This is a genomic window from Dankookia sp. GCM10030260, from assembly GCF_042666655.1.
Lineage (GTDB): Bacteria > Pseudomonadota > Alphaproteobacteria > Acetobacterales > Acetobacteraceae > Paracraurococcus.
Window position 1 is genome coordinate 29,089 of record NZ_JBHTDE010000017.1, and the last position, 19,135, is coordinate 48,223.

Sequence of the window (19,135 nt, forward strand, 5' to 3'; positions counted from 1 at the left end):
GGAGCGAATTAAAGTCAACCTGCCCGGTGGGATATTTCCCAGCCTGCACGCAGGAAGGCTTGCGAGACCGGGCGGGTTTCTCGCCAAAATGGGTCGCCTTGCTGCGCGGAGAGGCGCAGCCCTTGATCAGGTCGCCCTACCGGCCGCAGCCGAGCAGGTGGCCGAGCAGGCCGCTGATGCCGCCCTGACCGAGGTCCTCCTCGCGCTGCGGAACCCGACCGCCGGGCGTCATCCGGTCAACCATCCCGGGCAGCATCCCGCTGAGCTCGTTCAGCAGCGTGTCGCGGTCGGTACCCGCGTGGTGCGCGGCCTCGTTGAGCTCGGACGGCTCAAAGGCGTTCTCCAGCTCGTGCGGCGCAACGGGGTGGTTCTCGCCAGGCGCAACCCAGGAGTCGACCTGCCGCCCGAGCCCCCGGCCGCGAAGGCCGTCGAGCAGCCCACCGAGGCCGCCGACCGCCCCGCCCCCGAGCAGCCCACCCAGCATGCCGCCCAGGCCACCACCTTCCGTGCCGAAGCTCGACGGCGAGCTGCCGCCCTGGCCGAGCAGGCCGCCGAGGATGCCGCCCAGGCCGCCCCCGCCGGTCGGCCCACCGCTGGCTGTACCTCCTTCGGCTCGCGCGTGCTTCATGAGTTGGTGGGCCAGCAGCGCTATCGCCGCCAGCTTCACCCCGGTTGGCAGACCGCCTGCGATGCCGCCACTGTTAGAGCCTCCGCCGAACAAGCCGCTCATACCGTTGTCTCCCGTTCTTCCACCGGCTTTCGGGGAACACCGCTCCGTGCCTTCAAGCCTCAGACCGCGCCGGGGTCACGCTTCGGCGTGCTGGTCGAGGTCTTCGCGGCGGTGCGGTCGTCTTCGACCTCCACCTCGGTGCGACGGACGGTGTCGCGGACGGTCTCGGTGCGCTCCTCGGCGGTCTTGCGGAGGGCCACCTCTTCGACCACCCGCGCTTCCTTGGCCACGACCGCCTCTTCGGCAGTCTCAGTCGCCTCGATGACGCGCTCCTGGAAGAGTGCCTCGTCGACGGCGGTCAGTGGGCGGTCAACGGTGCGGCGTTCGACGTTCACCCGCTCCTCGTGCAGCGTCACTTGCTCCTGCACCGGGGTCTCCACAACGTAGCTGCGGATTCGCACGCGGCCGTGCCCGACCTCTCGCTTGCCGACGCGCAGGCGCTCCTCGACGATTGGGATCCGCTCCTCCCCAGCCGCCCCGAGCCGCTGCGTCTCGCCGCCTGTCGACGTGCCGGAGAGAGCCCCCGTGGCACCGGATGCGCCCGTGGACACTCCCGTCGTGGCTGTCGTCGTGCCGCTAGCGGCGCCCGTCGTGGACCCGGTCCACCCCTCCTTGCGCCACCCCGCCTCGAGTGCGTCGAGGTCGACGGCGCCGCTCGCCTCGAGCACATTCGCCACCTCGTCGAAGCGCCCGTCCGGCACCTCGGCATGCACGACCCCGCCACCCCGGCCAAAGCCTTCCCGCACGAGGGCGGCATCCCCTTCCGGCAGGGAGAGCTCGTCGAGACTAGCGGCATTCCGCGTGTCGACGACCTGACCCCGCACGCCGGGAACCGCCTTGGCCAGATCGAAGGCGGCCTTCTCTGCAACCTGTACGGAGTCGAAGTAGGCGGTGATGGTCTTCATGCTCGGACCTCCTGTGGATTTCTGTTCACTGCTCGGGTGTTGCGGTGCGCCGCGGAGAACAAAGGGAAGTCCTCTCCAGGTGGTGCCGTTTGTCGCCACCACGCGCGCTGCCCGACCAAACGACCACGGGATGCCGATGGTTGCTAGGGATAGCGGACCGATGCCCGCCTGAACGACGGACGAGGTCCGGGCGCCTAGGGCCGGGTCAGCACGGCCTCCGCTTCGGGCATCGCCTGCCGCTCCAACTCGGCATTCAGCACCGCGCCGACCAGGACAGCCGCGGCCGACACCCAGGCCCAGAGCATGAAGCCGAGCACGGCGCCAACCGAGCCGTAGAGCCAATCGTAGCCGCCGACCTGGCGCATGTACCAGGAGACCGACATCGAGCCGAGCAGCCAAGCCGTTGCTGCGACCGCACCGCCCCAGCTCGCCCAGTGCCAGCACGGGCAGGCGCGGCAAGGGCCGTGGCGGTAGACCAATGCAAGGGCGACGGACACCACGATGAGCAGCACCGGCCAGCGCAGAAACCGAAGCAGCCAGTCCGTAGCACCGCCCGGCCCGGACGCGGCGCCGAGTGCGAGGGGCACGCCCAGCACGCCCCCGAGCGCGAGGGCGACGAAGGCCATGGCGCCGAGCGCGACCAGCACCGCGGTGGCGCAGCGCCGGACGAGGCCGCGCGTCTCACGCTCGCCATAGGCGACGTTCAGCGCCCCAAACAGCTGCAGCGCGGCGGCTGCGGCGCTCCAGAGCGCCGCAGCCGCGAGAGCGGCCGCGAGGCCGACCCGCCCTCCACCCACGGCCGCCATGCGTCCCAGGGCGTCTCGTGCTACCTCCGCCGTCCCAGCAGGTAGCATGCCCACCAGGGCTTGGAGGCTTGCTGCTGCCGCCTCCGGGTCGACGACGAGACCGCAGAGCGTGACCAGAGCGGCGAGTGTAGGGAAGACCGCGAGCAGGGCGTAGAACGCCACCGCCGCGGCCTCACCGAGTAGGCGGTCATCGAACATGCGCCAGGCGCAGCGGCGCAACACCTGCTGCCAGCCGCGCCCCGGGATGCAGGCGGGGGTGGCCGCTCCCTGCCCCTCGCCCGCCAGCGCCCAGGCGCCGGCTGCGGGGAAATCGGTGCTCTTTTCGTGGGCTTCTGGCATGCCGACCGGAACGCGAGGGAGGGCAGACTGGCACCACACCTGGAGCGAAATCAGCTGCGGGGACACGCTAGGATGGTCCCCGCCGACCCGAGCGAGGTCTGGAAGTGTGACCCTGCGCCGGGGAACCCCTGGCCCGCGCCTGGTTTCCCCGGATGTTCCGCAGCTTCCGCATCCATCAGAGGAGGTAGGCACATGGCCACCGCCCCCACGCAGCCCACACCTGCCGTCAGCACCACAGCGGCAGCGGCGGTCGTCCCGGACGACCAGCGCACCTACCTCTTCAACAGGGCCTCCTGGGGCGCCATCATTGCCGGGGTGGTCGCCGCCCTGGTCGCCCAGCTGCTGATCAACCTGCTCGGCATCGGTGTCGGCCTGTCGGCCGTGAACGTGGCCAACACCGCCGACAACCCGGACGCGAGCACCTTCTCGATCGGGGCGGGCATCTGGTGGACACTGTCCGGCATCATCGCATCCTTCTTCGGCGGCGTGGTCGCTGGGCGGCTGTGCGGGGCGGCGCAGACCAATACCGCGCGCTGGCATGGCCTGGTCACCTGGTGCGCGACGACGCTGGTGATCTTCTATCTGCTCACCACTGTGCTCGGCAGCATCGTCGGCGGCACCTTCAGCGCCCTTGGCAGCACGCTCAGTGGGGTGGGCCGCACCGCGGCATCCGCGGCCAGCGGCGTCGCCCAGGCCACCGACACGGGCGGGCTGGAGGCGCAGGTGCGGTCGCTGGTGAACCCCTCGGACACGCAGAGCGTGCAGAACAACATCGTCGCCTACGTCCGGGCCAGCGCGGGTGGCGACCAGCGTGCTGCGAACGAGGCGCGGGATCGCGCGGTAGACAGCCTGGCGCGGATGGCCAACATCAGCCCTGACGAGGCGCGGACCCGGCTCGGCCAGGTCGAGCAGCAATACCGACAGACAATGGACCAAGCCAAGCAGCAGGCCACCCAGGCCGCCGAGGTGGCGCGCAAGGGTGCGTCCCGCGCTGGCCTGTTCGGCTTCGTCGCCCTGGTGCTCGGCGCGATGGCGGCGTGGTTCGGCGGCGGTGTCGGTACGCCACGGCCGGAGACGGCGCTGGTCGGAACCAGGCGCGCTTTCTGAGGCGGGCAGTCGCGCCCCCGTCCGCCTCGGCAGTCGTCAAACTGCCGTGGCGGCCCGGGCGCAGGGATCCCGCGCTCCGCCGATCGCCAGCAAATGGCTGTAGCTGCTGGTCAGGATGGCCGGGAGGTCCGGCCATCTCCGCCGGATTTCGCGCCCCAGGTCCACCCCGTTCATCTCCTGAGGCGCTGCGCGGTTAAGCCGCCGGTAGGGGCTGAGCCTAGCGCTGCTTAGCTCCTTCCGGCGCCTGCTGCCGCCGCCGCCGCTCACCCGCCGCTTGCAACGTTTCGCATTGGCTGTTCTCGCCCACGCCGAGCTGGATCGTCGGCAGCAAGGCCAATGGTGGGAACAGCAGGCCGAGCCCCACAGCCGCGCCTGCCCGTGCCGCCGCTTCCCCCAGCTCCGGCTGTATGGCCGGGTTCTTCAGGGTCCCTCCGATGCGGATCGGCGTCGGCAAGGACGCGATGGTCGGCCGCTTGGCGTCCGTGCGCAGCCGGAGGTCGAGTTGCTCGCGCCCGAAGTCGAGCGTGCCGCCGCCCGTCACTATGTGGGCGTCGGTGTCGAGCAACAGAGTGCGGCTCCGTAGCGTGCCGCGTTGCAGGGCGAAGTCCCCGATCAGGCATTCAATCCCCTCCCGGGCCGGAATGCCGAGCGCGGATAGGAGAGCATTGCCGAACTGCAGGCCGGACAGGTCCACCAGGAACGAGCTGATATTGCCACCCACCGTAACTACCGTGGCCTCGCCGTTGCCGCGCCCGAGGATCTCGGACAGGGACTTGCCGCTGCCCTCCAGGCGGGCGACCCCGCCCAGTGTGCCGGCCCCGCCCGCGCCCGCGGCGCCGAGCAGGCGGGACAGGTCGGCACGGCGCAGTTCCACCTCGATCTTGGCGCGTAGGCCGCCATCCTCCTGAGGCGTCAGCATGCCGGCAACCGTCAACCGCCCCTGCCCGATGCCGAAGGACACCGGATGAAGGGAAACGGTGCCGTCCACAATGTCGGTTTCCACGTTCAGGCTGTCGAAGGGCATCCCCTTCCCTTGGATGCGCTCCGCCCGATAGCGGAGGTGCACATTCGCCGCGGTCAGGCGCGGCATGTTGACGGGCGTGTTTGGGAGCAGCTTCGGGTTCGCTGCCGTGCGGGCTTGGGCAGCGCGCTGTTGCGGCGTCTGTCCCGGCGTGTTGGCGCGCCCAGGCTGGGCGCCGATGAGGCCGCCGAGATCCGCAAGGTCGACGCTGCGCGAGCGCAGATCGGCGGTAACATCCGGCCGGCTGCCAGCGGTGGAAACGGTGAGGCTGCCGCCGATGTCGCTGCGCCCGACCTTCCCTGCCGCGTCGAGCAGCCGCACCCGGCCGTCTGCGTAGTCCGCCCTGCCTTCGAGTCTGAACGGCGGGGTCTTCGGGAAGGGCACGCCGGTGAGCGGCACCAGGTCCGCCATGTCCTTTCCGGCGAACTCCACCCGCAAGTCGGCGCCGCGCAGTTTCAGCGGCTCGCGCAGCGTACCTTTCAAAGCGAACGAGGTGTCGCCGTTGCGCAGGTGTAGGTCGACCGGCCAGGGTTCCCTTTCGTCGCGGAGGTTCAGGATGGCCCCGCCGATCATCTGTGCCTCGATCGGCTGGCCGGCGTAGGTGCCGCGCGCTTCGGCGACCAAGGCAGGCTCCTGCCCATCCCGGTCCTGCGTCTTCACGTCGACCTCGAAGTCCGAGCGCAGCCATGCGATGACGACCCGCGCCTTGCCGTCGTTGATGCGGAGCGCGCCGATGTGCGGCCCGGACGCCTTGCTTGCTTCGGCGCCCTCGCCCGCAGGTGCGGCAAAGTTTAGTTCGTAGTTGCGGCTGCCATCGTCGCGACCGATCACATTGACCACCGGCCGGTCCAGCTCGACAGAAGGTATGACCACCTCGCGCGAGCGTAGAAAGGCGCCGACGTCAACCTGCGCCGTGGCGCGGCCGACTTCTGCGAAAGGCGGGTCGTCCGGAAAGCCGGACGGGTTACCGACACGCAGCCCTTCCGCGGTCACGGTGGAAACGCGACCCAGCTTTACGTGGAGGTGTTCAATGTGCACCGGGCGCCCGACCGCTGCGCTCGCCCTGGCCTCGATCAGGGGAATGAACCAGTCCCATGACCAGAATGCGACCAGCAATGCCACCGCCAGCAGCGGCGCGCCTAGCCACAGCAGCCAGCGCTTTGACCGACGTCCGGCCATCGTCCCTCCCAACGGCGTGACGCTCGCTGCGTCATTACGCGGATAAGACGCGGCAGCGGCCCGGCGGTTCGCCCCTTTCTGCTTAAGCAGACATGCCCAGGATGGCTGCTGATTTCGTTCGCTTGGAGCGACGGTGTGTTTCGGCATAGACGGCCGATCTGGGGTCCAGATCCAACGACTCATATGGTTGCACGCACATCTCAGCAGTGTTGGTCGTCACATCGGCGAGGACCGCCAAATAGAAACCGCCCAACACAGGGGGGGCACCAGGCGGCTCTGCACCTAGACGTGTCGGTCTGGCTTCCGACTGGGCGAGGGATACGCCTTTACCATATGACCGGCTTCGCGCCGGCAGCGCCGCGGGAAAGAAGGAGAAACCCTGCGGATACCTCCAAATAAACGTACCGTATCCATAACTCGTCCCGTCCTACCGAGCGTTCGATGATGAACTTACGGCTGCAGAATGCCAACGCGACCATGCTAATGAATGATACTGAAAACGCCGAGAAACTTGGGAGGCTGCATCGGGTTCGGTTGCCGACGGGTCTTGTGGCAGCACGCACAGAGCTACGACCCCGGACAGGGCTCCTATGACGGATAAGGTCGGCCACGACGACGGGCCTGAAGACACTGGTCATTCCCAAATCATGGCGGGGTGGGAAGACAAGGAGGAGCTTGAGCTTCTGCGCTCGGTTATCGGGGCGATCGGCGAAGCCATTATCGTCACAGGCCCTGCGCTCGATCCATCAGGCCCGCTCATCGAGTACGTCAATCCCGGCTTCGAGCGCATGACCGGTTACGCCGCGCACGAGGTTGTGGGACGGTCGCCCCGCTTTCTGCAAGGACCAAACACGGACCGTGCCGTGCTGGACCGTCTCAATCTGGCCCTCCGTGCGGGCCATAGCTTCCGAGGCGAGGCCGTCAACTACCGCAAGGACGGCACTGAGTACCTAGTCGAGTGGCTTATCACCCCCGTTCTTGACGGGCGGCGCGTCACGCATTGGATCGCGGCGCAGCGCGACGTGACGGAGCGCAGGCGCGCCGAGGAGCGCCAGACGCGGATGCTCAATGAGCTCAATCACCGGGTCAACAACTCGCTCTCTGCGGTGCAGTCGGTCGCTGCCCAGACTTTCCGGGACGAGCAGAAGAGTGTCGGGGAGATCCGGGACACTTTTCGGGACCGGTTGCTCGCCCTGTCCCGGGTGCACATTCTCCTCGCGCGCGGGTACTGGGAAGGCGCGTCGCTTCAGGAACTCGCCGAGGGGCAGTTGATGCCTCGCCGTGACGGCAATGCTGGACGCATTGACATCGGTGGCCCGGAGCTGCGTCTTCGGTCCGGCGCTGCGGTGATTCTCGGAATGGCTCTGCATGAGCTGGCGACAAATGCGGCGAGGCACGGCGCCCTGTCCTCGCCTGGCGGCCACGTCCAGCTTCGCTGGTCGGTCGAGCTGGAGGGCGAAACCAGATGGCTGCGGCTCCGGTGGCTCGAGGAGGGCGGACCGCTGGTGCCTTCGCCGCCGCGCCTTGGCTTTGGTTCGCGGATAGTCGAGCGCGGCTTGGCCCATGGGATACATGGCAGGGTGCGTTTGTTGTTCGAGCGTTCGGGCCTGCGCTGCGAGGTGGACGCGCCACTGGACCCCCTTGCGAGCACGATGCGCTGACGGTTGCCGGGTCGGGAAGAATCTTACGACGCGAGTGCAGGAAGAGGATAAGACCAAGCTGGTCCGCGGACACGGTGCCGAAGGCGCAAGACCGATTGGGCCTCCTCTACCCGACGGCGGACATCCCTCGCTTGTGACGTGACCGACATGCGCAAGAGCTTCGGCAGCCTGATGGCGCAGGCTGAAATGGCGCCGGCGCAGCATTTTTCTGTGGCGGGTTATCAGTCATCTACGCTCCCGGGCGGAAATCCGTCCGGCGTTGCCGTTCTCCGCATTTCCTCGCGGATCTGTCGCTGCTCGTCAGCCGCGCCACGCTCATCTGCGTCCCTGGCCCGCAACTGCTCGGTTAGCTGCCGCACCTCCTCGGCCAGCTTGCGCGTCTCCTCGCGCGCGGCGACGGCCTCGGCCGCCGCCGCCCTTGCTACCTCGGCGGCGGCGCGAACTTCCTCGGCCGTGGCGCGCAGCTCCTCATTGATCCGGCGCTGATCCTCGTTGGCGGTCCGCTCGGCTTCGGCGTTGACCTGCCCCGCCGCCGTTGCCTCTCGGCGTGCCTCGGCCGTCTCACGCTGGCCCTCGCTCCGGCGCCGCTGGACCTCACCGCGGCGCCGCCATTCCTCGGCGTCCTCTAATGCGACCTGTCCCTTGTCGTCATTCACCTTGTCCGACATGGCCCGACATCCTCGCTCCGTCTCGCAGTCTCATCCCCTGGTGCCCAGCCGGCTGGAGCTTGGGCCCGACTTTGGCAGGGCCAAATGGAAGGTGCCGGGTAAACGGCAAACCCCACTTCAGACGGCCGGCAAAGGATGGCCAGGGTACTTTTGTCTTACCGGCGTCTGCCGAGACGGCTCATGATACTGCCTGGGCTAGGCCCATCCAGGGCCCCGAGGCAGGTATGGCTGAGCTAGGACACGACGTCATCGCGATAGGAGCTTCGGCCGGGGGCGTGGAGGCGCTTCAACGACTATGCGCCGGGCTGTCCGCCGATCTACCCGCGGCGGTGCTGATCGTGCAGCATGTGGCGCCTTCTGCCCGTAGTTTTCTACCCGACCTGCTCGCTCGCTGCGGGCCACTGCCTGCGGCCCACGCAGTGGACGGAGAATCATTCCGCCAGGGCCGGATCTACGTCGCACCACCCGATCGCCATCTGCTGGTGGCGGCGAACGGGCAGGACCTCCTGCTTCGGCGAGGACCGTACGAGAACCGGACCCGCCCCGCAGCGGACGCGCTGTTCCGCTCGGCGGCCGTAGCCTGCGGTCCCCGCGTGGTGGGCGTGGTGTTGAGCGGCACGCTGGATGACGGCACCGCCGGGCTGGTCGCCATCAAGCAATGTGGGGGAATCAGCGTGGTGCAGGACCCGAGCGATGCACTCTGGCCGGACATGCCACGCAATGCCCTGCAGGGAGACAGCCCGGATCATAGCGTGGCGCTGGTGAAGATGGCAGCTCTGCTCGACCAGCTGGCACGCCGCCCGGCCGGTAGCGCTGTTACGGTTCCCCCTACAATGCGCGCTGAGGTGCGGATCGCCGAGCAGGAGCTGGCAGGTATGGTTGAGGAGATCGGGACCATAGGTGCACCTTCGCCGTTCGGCTGTCCCGATTGCGGTGGCGTGCTGAACGAGATCCGGGACGGCAAGGTCCCCCGCTTTCGCTGCCAAATCGGCCATGCTTTCGGGCCGGAATCGCTGGTGGCAGCTCAGGCCGACGCACTGGAGCATGCGTTGGCCGTCGCGGTGCGCACCCACCGGGACCGGATGGCCCTGTTCCGCCGCATGGAGGCGAATGCCCGAGAGCGCAGCCTGCAGCACGCTGCCGCCCGCTGGCAACATGCGGCCGAGGAGGCCGAGCAAGCCGCCGCCCTGATTAGCGGCGCAATCGAAAAGCTGCGCTCCTCTCCGGGGCTCGACGCATAGCGGCTTCCCTGCCCGAGAGGGCGGGGCGGCGAAACCTCAGCTGACGGCAGACAAGTGCCGGCGCTCGGAGGTGTCGTGCACGATGGCGAGTAGAATCGGTGGCTGCTCGTTGACGAAGTGCTGCAGGCAGATCTCCGCCGGGTATTCACGTCCAGTAGCGGCACGTAAGACGGTCTCGAACACCACCTCCTGACGCTCGCCTGTCAGCAGTGGCGCTACCAAAGCGCGCACCGCATCGGGTTGCACGCCTGGCATGAGGTCGGTGATCGGGGTTCGCTGGAGTTGCGTAAGAGGGTAGCCGAGCTTCTCCTCCGCACCACGGTTGACCAGGGTGAAACACAGTGTCTCGGGGTCGAGGAAGTAGATCTCATTCAGCGACTGCCCAAGCACGCGACCGAGGTGGCCGATGTCATCCTCGATGCCGGCTGCCTTGGTCACGTCCTCCATGACCAGTACCAATCCCTCCGGAGCTCGGGCTTCGCGCAGCAGCGGTAGGATGCGAGTACGAACGCGGACCCGACGGCCACGGCGGTCCACCGCCTCCAGCTCCGGCGCTGACTGTGGCATCTCGGCGGCAAGGATGCGGTGCAAATCGGTGCGCAGCCGCTGCACCGGCAGACCGATATCGAGCACGAGGAATTCGTCCCCGACCGCCTCCTCGGCTCTCAACCCCCAGACGTTCTCACACCAACGATTCCAGGACCTAACTTTGAGGTCCCGGTCCAGCACCACGACGCCGGCGTCCATGCTGCGCAGCACCGCCTCGGCGTGGTGGCGGAACTCGATGGCCACCTCAGACTGGCGCCGCAGCTCATCGTTGGCGGCTTCCAGCTCGTCATTAGCGGAGCGAAGTTCTTCATTGGAAGTCTCCAACTCCTCGTTGGTGCTCTGCAGCTCCTCGTTGGTGGTCTCCAGCTCCTCGCGGGTGGATTGCAGCTCCTCGTTGGTGGTCTCCAGCTCTTCATTCGAGGACTGCAGTTCTTCGACGTGGGTCTCAAGCCCCTCCTGCACGGCCTGCAGTTCTTGGCCGAGTTGGTAGGCACGGGTGGTATCGGCGAAGGTGAGCAGAGTTGCGAACGGCTGCCCGTCGGGGCCGAAGAGCGGCGTCACCTCAATGGTGAGCCGGACCGGGTCAGCCGGTGACCGGAGGAATTCCTGGTGCTCCAGCCGCACGGCGCGGCTTAGGCGCTGCGCCTCCTCGATGCGGCCGCGCAGTTCCACTGGCCGGTAGGAGACCGAGAGGTCCTGGAACAGCTGGCCGAGATCGGCCTCGCCCAGCCCCAAAAGCCGCTTGGCCGCAGGATTGGCGAAGATCAAATGGCCGTCCAGGCCAACTGCGAGATAGGCGGTAGCAGTGCCGTCAACGATGGCCTCTTGCAACCTGACTTGCGGCGACAACGCCTGCTCGGCGTCGAAACCGCGAGTGAAGGCGAGGCTGCCGCCGGGGGTGCGGTGCCGGCCGTTCGCAACCTTGCGGAAAACGCGTTGCTTCAAGTTCACCGGCTCGAACAGCCTGGAGCGGGCAAGCTGGGTTTCAGCCTTGCCAAGGCAAAGATAACCGCCCTCACGGAGAGCGTAGTGCAGCCGCGGCAACACTGTCTCCTGCGTGGTGGCCTCCAGGTAAATCATCAGATTGCGGCAGAGGGTCAGGTCGACATGACTGATCGGCGCATCATGAATGATGTTGTGACGGCCAAAGATCACGCAGCGCCGCAGGTCCCGCCGCAGCGTGTGGCGGTCATTGTTCCGCTCGAAGTAGCGCTCCAGCAGCTCGGGTGCCACGCTCTCTACCTCGGCGTCGGTGTAAGTGGCCTGACGCGCGACCTGCAGCGCTGCTTCATCGAGATCCGTGGCGTAGATTTTTACCGCACGGCAGAATGCTTCGGCGCCGCCCATAGCTTCGGCGAAGAGCATGGCCAGGCTGTAGGGCTCCTGACCAGTGGCGCAGCCGGCACTCCAAATGCGGATGCCTTTGCCGTCTTCCCGATGCTGCGCGAGGATACGCGGCACCACCTCATGCCGCAGAACCTCCCAGGCTTCAGGGTCGCGGAAGAAAGAGGAGACGTTGATCAGCACCGTATCGAGCAGGGCGGCGAACTCCTGCGGGTTCGCTTCCAGCAGGGCGTGGTAGGCGGCAAAGCTCTCGGCACCCACCGCCTTCATGCGCCTGGCGGTGCGCCGGTGCAGGCTGGCCCGCTTGTAGCCGCGGAAGTCTATCCCACGGTGCTCCTGGACGAAGCGGATCAGGGCCTCGAACTCGGGTTCTGCGCCTTCAGTGCCGGTCATCGTCCGTCCACGTTGTGCTTCGTTCCTGCATAGCAGACCCGGCGGTGGGAATCAGAACATGTCGGCCGGACTACCCGGCTGCAGCCTTTTGCCTAGTGCTGCGAGGCTTTACCGAGCCCACAGGTCCGAGCATGCGTCCAGGCTCCATAACGCTACCGGACAAATGGCTTAGCCAACACTTGGTGTGCCGGCTAAGCCACCCTCGTCCTCGTCGTCGACGGGCCGCTCCCACCCTTGCTCGATGAATTTGCGCATGACCCTCGCCCGCTGCTCCGCCTCGCTGACCGCCGCGTCCCAGCGGCCGGCAGACAGAACCTGTCCGCGGCCACGCGCCGCCTCGGCGAGGCGCCGACACAGCTCGGCCCGTTCATTGAGCGCCCGTAGCGCCACCTCCAGCGCTTGATCCATTTGCACGAACTGCGCCTCGCCCATGTCGGGGGCCGCGAAACGGTGGCCGGTATGGCACTCGAAGTAAGGCAGGCTGTCCACCGAAGACTGCGCGACAGCCCCGCCGCAGCTCGGACAGGTCAGGGTGATGGGCCGCTTGAGTGTGTGCTCACCTTCCATTGGTGTATTTTCCTCCCGTTGCGGGGCGGGAGCCGCACTCATGCTCCTGAGGTTTTCCGGCACCACAAAGTGCGCTGGGCCGCACAAGCGTATCAGCAAATCCGCAATGCCAGTCACTGGCAGGCGGTGGCGCACCGAAACATGCCGCAGGGCGCTCCGCGGCATGTCCGGGTACTCCGCCTCGTTCGGCTCCTGTACAGCCGTGATGCCGCCATGGCGCACGATCTCAGCCAAGCCGGCGGTGCCGTCGGCGAGCGCGCCTGAGAGCACCACGCCCACTACCCGCGGGCCAAAGGCACGAGCGGCGGAGCGGAACAGCGGATCGGCGGCGGGGCGGGTGCGGTTCTCGGCAGGGCCGCGGGAAAGCAACAGACTCAGCCCGTCCGGTGCGATCAGCAGGTGCCGGTCGGGGGGCGCGACATAAATTCGTCCTGGCCGGATCGGTTCGCCATCAGCAGCCCAAGCGGCAGGCAGCTGCCCCGCCCGGGCGAGGATTCCCGGCAGCGCGCTGCGCCGAATGCCAATGTGCAAAACGACGAGCAGAGCGGCACCGAACTCATGGGGCAGTTGAGCGACAAGCGCCTGCAGCGCCTCGACCCCACCTGCGGAGGCGCCAATCACCACGGCCGTCGGTCGGTCTCCGCCCTTGCGCATGCGGACGCGAACGGTTCATCACTGCTCCACGTCGTGGATCACACGCGGAGTTGAGGTAGCAGGAGTCATTGGCAGCACTGGGACGGCCGTAGGCGATCCGCTGGGCCGACGTGCCAGCCCGGAAAAATGGCTTATCTCTTTCGTTCATCGATATGTCGAAGCCGAGACAACAACCGCAGGGTTGGGTTCGGCACTGCACCAAGGCACTGGTGCTACGTCCGACCGCTACATCTGTCTTGCCGAGCACGCCTGATCGAGTGCTGCGTCTCGAGAAGAAACACGCAAGTTTGAGCCACTCAACTCGGCTGTGAGCGCTTTATGCCCGAGACGCAAGTCAGGCACCGATGCCCCAGGAGCACAGGCTATGCCGCAGGATCCTGGCTTCCCCGCCGGCCATACCCAAAGACCTTGCGAGGACCTCCGCGAGGACGAACTCGAACAGGCGACCGTTGCGGCCGAGGATGCACGCGAGGAGGCGGCGGTTCTCACACTTGAGCGCGACACGGTCGTCACCGAACTCCGCGCAATGCGGGCAGTGCTGGCTAAAGAACGGGCCCGACACGCGCGCAGAGATGCAGTTGCCGACGTGGTGCGGCAACGGTTTGAAACCGCCATTTCAGAGCTGTCGCAACGTCGTCTGGGTTCGCAAGTCGCGGAAGAAGAGTTGAAGGTTGCGCTTGAGGAGCTGCAGGTCACCGGCGAGGAACTGGCCGAGGCCAATGCCGCACTCGCTCAGGCCAACGAACGACTCGAACAGGAAGTCGCGGAGCGCACGGCGGAGCTGGCGGCGACCAATGCGGCACTGCGCGGGAGTGAGCGCCGCTTGCGCATGATTATCGAGAGCGCGACCGACTACGCGATCTTCACCATCGACCAGGAAGGCCGGGTGACCAGCTGGAATCCCGGCGCCGAGCAATTGTTCCTGCAACCGGAAGCCGAGGTCCTCGGCCGTACCACCGACACCCTATTCGTCCCTGAGGACCGCGCCGCTGGGCTGCCCGAGCTCGAAATGCGCCAGGCCGGCGAGCACGGCCGCGCCGAAGACGATCGATGGCACCTACGGGGGGATGGCACCCGGTTCTTCGCCAATGGCGCCATGATGCCGCTCCGCGACGAGGAAGGACAACTGCAGGGCTTCTTGAAGATCCTCCGCGACCGCACCGCGCCGCGTGCCGAAGAGGAGCGGCGCAGGGTACAGCTTGAGGAGATGGCCCACCGGATCAAGAACACGCTGACTGTGGTTCAGACGGTCGCCGTGCAGACGCAGCGCCATGCCGCGACGCCGGACGACTTCCGTCGGACCTTTGGGGCGCGGCTCGCGGCGCTCGCCCGGTCCCACGATTTGCTGATGCGGGGTGGCTGGGAGGGAGCCTCGCTGCGCGACATCGTCGAGCGGACCATGGACCCATACATCGCCGGGCATAAGGCGGAGCGGGTCACCATGGACGGCCTACCTCTCTTGTTGACGCCTTCGGCTGCGCTGTCCCTCAATCTCGCCTTTCATGAACTTGCGACCAACGCGACCAAGTATGGGGCGCTCTCCGTCCCCGAAGGCGAAGTTGAGATCCAATGGAGGGTCGATCGGGCGGACCATAATGCAGCCGTGGTCGACATTATCTGGCGCGAGCGCGGCGGGCCGCCGGTGCGTCCGCCTGAACGCCGCGGCTTTGGCTCGCGTCTGGTCGAGCAGGCCCTGACCAGGGAGTTCCGCGCCGAGGTCCGGCTCGACTTCCCGCGCGAGGGTGTTGAATGCCGCATCCGCTTGCCCTTTGCGGCCGGCGTCATCGCGCAATAACGGACCACACCGGAGCAGGCCATCATGTCCTCGCGGTCCGCGCCGAATGTCGGCGGCAACCGCTTCCTGGCTGCCTTGAGCCGGACAGAGAGAGCGCTCGCGCAAGGCGCGGCTGAGCCGGTTGAATTGCCTGCCGGCGCGACCCTGTTCGTCCCTGGTGACGAAGTCAGGCACGTCATTTTCCCCGCCGCTGGCTTGGTGTCGCTCTTAGTCGACATCCCCGGCGAGAATGGCGTCGAGGTGGGCCTTGTCGGACGCGAGGGTGTGGTCGGGCTGCACGCGCTGCTCGGCGACGCAGTCGCCAGTGTCCGTGCCGTCGTCCAGGTGCGCGGCCATGGGCATCGCGTCGAGGCCACTCCACTCGCCCGATGGGCCCGGAACAGCCACAACCTGCACAGTGTGCTGATGCGCTGCGCGTGCGCCGCACTACTCCAGGCTAGCTGCGCTGCGGCTTGCAACGCCGCCCATCCTTTGGAACAACGTACCGCTCGCTGGCTGCTGTCGGTGGCAGACCGGGTCGGGTCAGGCTTTCCGATTACCCAGGAGTTCTTGGCAACGATGCTGGGTACCCACCGTCCCACTCTGAACCGAGTGTTGGTCGGTTTGCGACAGGCGGGCCTGATCCGTTCCATGCGTGGTCATATCGCCGTGGCCGACCGGGCTCGATTGGAAGCGGCATCCTGCCCCTGCTACTGGATGGCCCGTAAAGAACAGGAGCGGCTGTTTCCGGGTTCATTCGGCAAGGCTTGAATACCTTCGCCAACTGCGTGCGAGGTCACGCCTGGGTTCTCACACACCAAGGCCGCTACGGCTCCTGGGGAGCATCACGCTTAAGGTCTGCACGCGAAATGAGCTGATGCGGCAGGGCTGCCCTATTGCTCGTGCAATCCGCGCGCTAAGCGCCTGGCTCCCCGACGCTCGGCCATAACGCCGGATCCAGGCGTGCTTCGACCCGCCGCGGCGGGCATTGGGCTCGAAGGGCTTGCCGATCACCTCGACCCCGGATGACAGCGAGGTCCAGCCTAGCCGGTAATGAACAGCACTGGCAGCCGCAAGAGACGCTCAAGCGCTCGCCACGTCGGCCACCTGCCGCCCGTTCGTGCCGTTCGCCACACTCTGCGCCGTGTCCGTATTGTCAGTGTGCTCGCCCCTTTGGTCGCCGCATCCGTCGAGACTGACAACGGCGACCTCTGGGCGGACTGAATAGACGTTTCCTCCTCAGCCTTCTGCCTGACGGCAAACGCAGCAACAGGCAATCAATGTCGACAACTCGTTTGGAGTGTCAGAAAGCTGACATATGCCACTACGATTTTGTGCGGCGCACAAGGCCGCTTGCATGCAAACGTCTGTGGCTCGGCGACGCTGTGCATTACGACAGTCAGTGGTGCTTGGTGACCTTGATTGTTTCCTCCCTAAACTCGGAGGTGCCCAAGGGCACCGCCATTCTTTTTGGTCTCGATTCTGGTCAGGTTTTAGGCGGTCGCTCGGACGCTGGGTAGTAATCGAACTTGGGCGGACGCTGGACGGGTAAATGGCGCTGCGCCCGCTCATGCCGCATCCCTTTGGGCTAGGAGCCATCATGCCCCTCGGTGACCACACACACTCATCCCTTGTAACCGCCCGCTTGCGGCCATGCCGCCTGCCGACCTTGCTCAGCTCGAAGCTGTCTCATTGCCGTTGCGCAAGGTCCTCTCCGCGCCGGGCAAGCCGATCGCGGCCGTTTACTTTCCCAAAACCGGCTATGTTTCCATGCTGGCTTACTTGGAGAAAGGTGACGCCATCAAAGTCGGAGTCGTCGGCAACGAAGATCATCGGGCTGCCGGTCCTGCTTGGGGATGACAGCGACGACTGCGAAGCCATGGTGCAGAAACTTGGCACCATCCTTCGCATGGATGCAGCAGCGTTCCGCGCGGAACTCGATCGCACCTCCGCCTTCCACACCCTCCTGCTCAGCTCTGCTTTGTATCAGCGGCAACGCCGGTCCTCGATCCTTTAAGCAAAGAGGTAGTCCGATGTTGGGCCAAACTCTCCTGGGGCCGGTACTGCGGGACGAGGACCATCTCGAGGCGCTGCGGCGAACACGCCTGCTGGACACCCCACCCGAGGAAGCGTTCGTTCGCCTGACGCGCCTCGTGTGCCGCCTGCTAAGCGTACCAACAGCCCTGGTCTCGCTCGTCGAGGCCGATCGCCAATTCCTCAAGAGCGCCACTGGCTTGCCGCAGCCTTGGCTGCTCCGGCGGAGGACGTCCCTCCTGCACTCCTTTTGCCAGCACGTCGTAGCCACGGGCGCACCCCTAGTGATCCAGGATGCAGGCCAGCACTCGGTTCTGTCCGATAACCGTGCCGTTTCCGACCTCGGCGTCGTGGCCTATCTCGGCATGCCGCTCATCGCTGCCGACGGCCGCATTTTCGGCGCGGTGTGCGCCATAGGTCCCGAGCCGCGCACCTGGACTACTGAGGACGCAGCGGCGCTGCGAGATTTAGCCGCGGTGACCATGAGCGAGGTGACGCTGCAGCGGCTGTCTCTGGAGATGCAGGAGCGCGCCGCTGAAGTGGATGCGGCCCACAAGGCAATACTGGCACGGGAGCATCGGCTTGAGGCGCTGAGGCAGCTAGCAGACGGTATCGCACACGACCTGGCCGGCGTGATGCAGGCGGTACAGAGCGGGATGCGCTTGGCAAGCACGCGGCTTGGGCACAATCCCGCGTCGGTGCAATCCATTCTTGCTTTGATTGACGACGTGGCCCGACGCGGCGGCGATCTTACCGCGCGTCTTCTCGCCTTCGCTCCTCGCGGGGAACTCCGGCCCGAGTGGGTAAACGTTGCGTTGCCGATACAGCAGGTAGGGAGGGTGCTGGCGAACATCCCGGGCACTCCTCTCCGGGTCCAGATGGACGTGGACCCGCACCTGCCACTGGTCCTGGCGGACCTCGAGGAGCTGAAGGCCGTCCTGCTGGGTTTGGCTGCGGCAGCGCGGGACGCGATGCCAGAGGGCGGCACCCTCACGCTCGGGGCGGCCGTCGACGAGATCGCCCCGGGTCCGGGGCATCCTGCCCGGCTCCAGCCCGGCCGCTACATCCGGCTCTCCGTCGCAGACACCGGGACGGGCCTGGGCGGCGAGGGGCAAGCGGAGGCCAAGAACTCTTCCTCCACAGCCGGGTTGCCCAGCCTGGGCACGCAGTTTGAACTTGCGTTGGTCCGCAACTTCGCCGAGCAGGCTGGCGGCGGGCTGGCTTGGGAGAACAGGCCAGGGATCGGGAGTACGATCGCGCTGTGGGTGCCTGTGGTGGAAGTCGCCGAGCCTGCTGATTGTCGAAGGTCAGGTGGAGCGAGAAGTTGAGCACGCCGAGCTGCCGATCACCCAGCTCATCGTTCAGTCAGCAAAGAAAGTACGAAAATTCACACTGAACGCGCAAACATCGAACCGAAGTAATTTCTAAAACAAAAACAGATTCTGATTCAGGTAAGATGTTTGGACGCATTAGAGATAACTTAGCTCACGCCATTTAGAAAACAAATAAGAAATATTTGGTTCAGATTAGAAACTCGCCGTATCGTAAAGAATTAATAAGATGCGTACTCGAACTCGGGAAGTGCGCATTGCGAATATGGAACGAGGTCTTACATGCTCGATCGCTTGGAGTCGCTCCGCCAGCGCCATGCCCAGCTTGACCAAAGGTTAAATGTCGAGTTGACCCGTCTTCATCCGAACCAAATAGATATTTCCCGGCTCAAAATAGAAAAACTTCGCTTGAAGGACCAAATGGCGCTGCTGATGAAACCGCTGCCGACCGCCAGCTTGCACATTGGAGAAGTACCACTCCCTGAACGACGCATCGAATCGTAACCTGTTTTGACATGCGCACTGGTTCAAACAGGGTCGGTAGCTCCTGCCCAGCGCTTGTGGGAGATCTCCGGCGACCAATGAATAATGACGGCCGTCCGGACGGCACGCCGGACAACCCGCCTGGTACGGCTGCCTCCCGCGCGTTTGACCGCACGGCCGGTACCAACACTTCAGGCGCTTATCCCGGCCAGTCTGACCACACTAAGGTCTGTTAGCTCCTGAGGTACATTCCTAACTGTTAGGGATGACGGAGAACCCTGGTATTCACGTTCTGAGCGACGCGCGGTGGGCGGCGTTGGAACCGCTGATCAACGAAGTCCGGCCGCAC

The 19,135-nt window shown here is 66.1% G+C and carries 15 protein-coding genes; 8 read left to right on the forward strand and 7 right to left on the reverse strand.

Annotated elements, in window-relative coordinates; translation table 11 throughout:
* Window positions 1-136 precede the first annotated feature (136 nt).
* The 3 genes from ACFQS7_RS27065 to ACFQS7_RS27075 form a co-directional block, all read right to left on the reverse strand.
* Window positions 137-730, reverse strand: a complete 594-nt coding sequence (locus ACFQS7_RS27065; protein ID WP_380070267.1) for a YidB family protein — start codon at window positions 728-730, stop codon at window positions 137-139.
* Between the two features lie 59 nt (window positions 731-789).
* Window positions 790-1,635 (reverse strand): YsnF/AvaK domain-containing protein, encoded by an 846-nt coding sequence (locus ACFQS7_RS27070; RefSeq protein WP_380070268.1) that lies wholly within the window; start codon window positions 1,633-1,635, stop codon window positions 790-792.
* A gap of 194 nt (window positions 1,636-1,829) precedes the next feature.
* The gene (locus ACFQS7_RS27075) at window positions 1,830-2,780 is read right to left on the reverse strand and encodes a YihY/virulence factor BrkB family protein (RefSeq protein WP_380070269.1); all 951 of its coding nucleotides are present in this window, start codon (window positions 2,778-2,780) and stop codon (window positions 1,830-1,832) included.
* A 192-nt stretch (window positions 2,781-2,972) separates the two neighbouring features.
* Between ACFQS7_RS27075 and ACFQS7_RS27080 the strand changes: the two genes are divergently transcribed.
* Complete coding sequence (locus tag ACFQS7_RS27080; RefSeq protein ID WP_380070270.1) at window positions 2,973-3,887, forward strand: hypothetical protein; 915 nt, start codon at window positions 2,973-2,975, stop codon at window positions 3,885-3,887.
* A gap of 217 nt (window positions 3,888-4,104) precedes the next feature.
* On the opposite strand, the gene ACFQS7_RS27085 is transcribed toward ACFQS7_RS27080, so the two are convergent.
* On the reverse strand, window positions 4,105-6,087 hold the full coding sequence (locus ACFQS7_RS27085) for an AsmA family protein (RefSeq protein ID WP_380070271.1): 1,983 nt from the start codon (window positions 6,085-6,087) through the stop codon (window positions 4,105-4,107).
* A 590-nt stretch (window positions 6,088-6,677) separates the two neighbouring features.
* Here ACFQS7_RS27085 and ACFQS7_RS27090 point away from each other — a divergent pair.
* Complete coding sequence (locus tag ACFQS7_RS27090) at window positions 6,678-7,748, forward strand: HWE histidine kinase domain-containing protein (RefSeq protein ID WP_380070272.1); 1,071 nt, start codon at window positions 6,678-6,680, stop codon at window positions 7,746-7,748.
* 221 nt (window positions 7,749-7,969) lie between these two features.
* Here the strand turns inward: ACFQS7_RS27090 and ACFQS7_RS27095 are convergent, their stop codons facing one another.
* The gene (locus ACFQS7_RS27095; protein ID WP_380070273.1) at window positions 7,970-8,416 is read right to left on the reverse strand and encodes a hypothetical protein; all 447 of its coding nucleotides are present in this window, start codon (window positions 8,414-8,416) and stop codon (window positions 7,970-7,972) included.
* Between the two features lie 224 nt (window positions 8,417-8,640).
* Between ACFQS7_RS27095 and ACFQS7_RS27100 the strand changes: the two genes are divergently transcribed.
* Complete coding sequence (locus ACFQS7_RS27100; RefSeq protein WP_380070274.1) at window positions 8,641-9,657, forward strand: chemotaxis protein CheB; 1,017 nt, start codon at window positions 8,641-8,643, stop codon at window positions 9,655-9,657.
* Between the two features lie 36 nt (window positions 9,658-9,693).
* Here ACFQS7_RS27100 and ACFQS7_RS27105 read toward each other — a convergent pair whose 3' ends face one another.
* Window positions 9,694-11,943, reverse strand: a complete 2,250-nt coding sequence (locus ACFQS7_RS27105) for a CheR family methyltransferase (protein WP_380070275.1) — start codon at window positions 11,941-11,943, stop codon at window positions 9,694-9,696.
* Window positions 11,944-12,111: 168 nt separating this feature from the next.
* Window positions 12,112-13,164, reverse strand: a complete 1,053-nt coding sequence (locus ACFQS7_RS27110; RefSeq protein ID WP_380070276.1) for a chemotaxis protein CheB — start codon at window positions 13,162-13,164, stop codon at window positions 12,112-12,114.
* 364 nt (window positions 13,165-13,528) lie between these two features.
* Here ACFQS7_RS27110 and ACFQS7_RS27115 point away from each other — a divergent pair, with 364 nt between their 5' ends.
* The 5 genes from ACFQS7_RS27115 (at window position 13,529) to ACFQS7_RS27135 (ending at window position 18,807) form a co-directional block, all read left to right on the forward strand.
* Window positions 13,529-14,959, forward strand: a complete 1,431-nt coding sequence (locus ACFQS7_RS27115) for a sensor histidine kinase (RefSeq protein ID WP_380070277.1) — start codon at window positions 13,529-13,531, stop codon at window positions 14,957-14,959.
* A 24-nt stretch (window positions 14,960-14,983) separates the two neighbouring features.
* A complete protein-coding gene (locus ACFQS7_RS27120) occupies window positions 14,984-15,709 on the forward strand; it encodes a Crp/Fnr family transcriptional regulator (RefSeq protein ID WP_380070278.1) in 726 nt (241 codons plus the stop codon).
* Window positions 15,710-16,591: 882 nt separating this feature from the next.
* Window positions 16,592-16,798 carry a hypothetical protein gene (locus ACFQS7_RS27125; protein ID WP_380070279.1) on the forward strand — a complete coding sequence of 69 codons (207 nt, stop codon included), beginning with the start codon at window positions 16,592-16,594 and terminating at the stop codon, window positions 16,796-16,798.
* Window positions 16,799-16,971: 173 nt separating this feature from the next.
* On the forward strand, window positions 16,972-18,300 hold the full coding sequence (locus ACFQS7_RS27130) for a GAF domain-containing protein (RefSeq protein ID WP_380070280.1): 1,329 nt from the start codon (window positions 16,972-16,974) through the stop codon (window positions 18,298-18,300).
* A gap of 285 nt (window positions 18,301-18,585) precedes the next feature.
* Window positions 18,586-18,807 carry a YdcH family protein gene (locus ACFQS7_RS27135; protein WP_380070281.1) on the forward strand — a complete coding sequence of 74 codons (222 nt, stop codon included), beginning with the start codon at window positions 18,586-18,588 and terminating at the stop codon, window positions 18,805-18,807.
* Window positions 18,808-19,135: the final 328 nt, after the last annotated feature.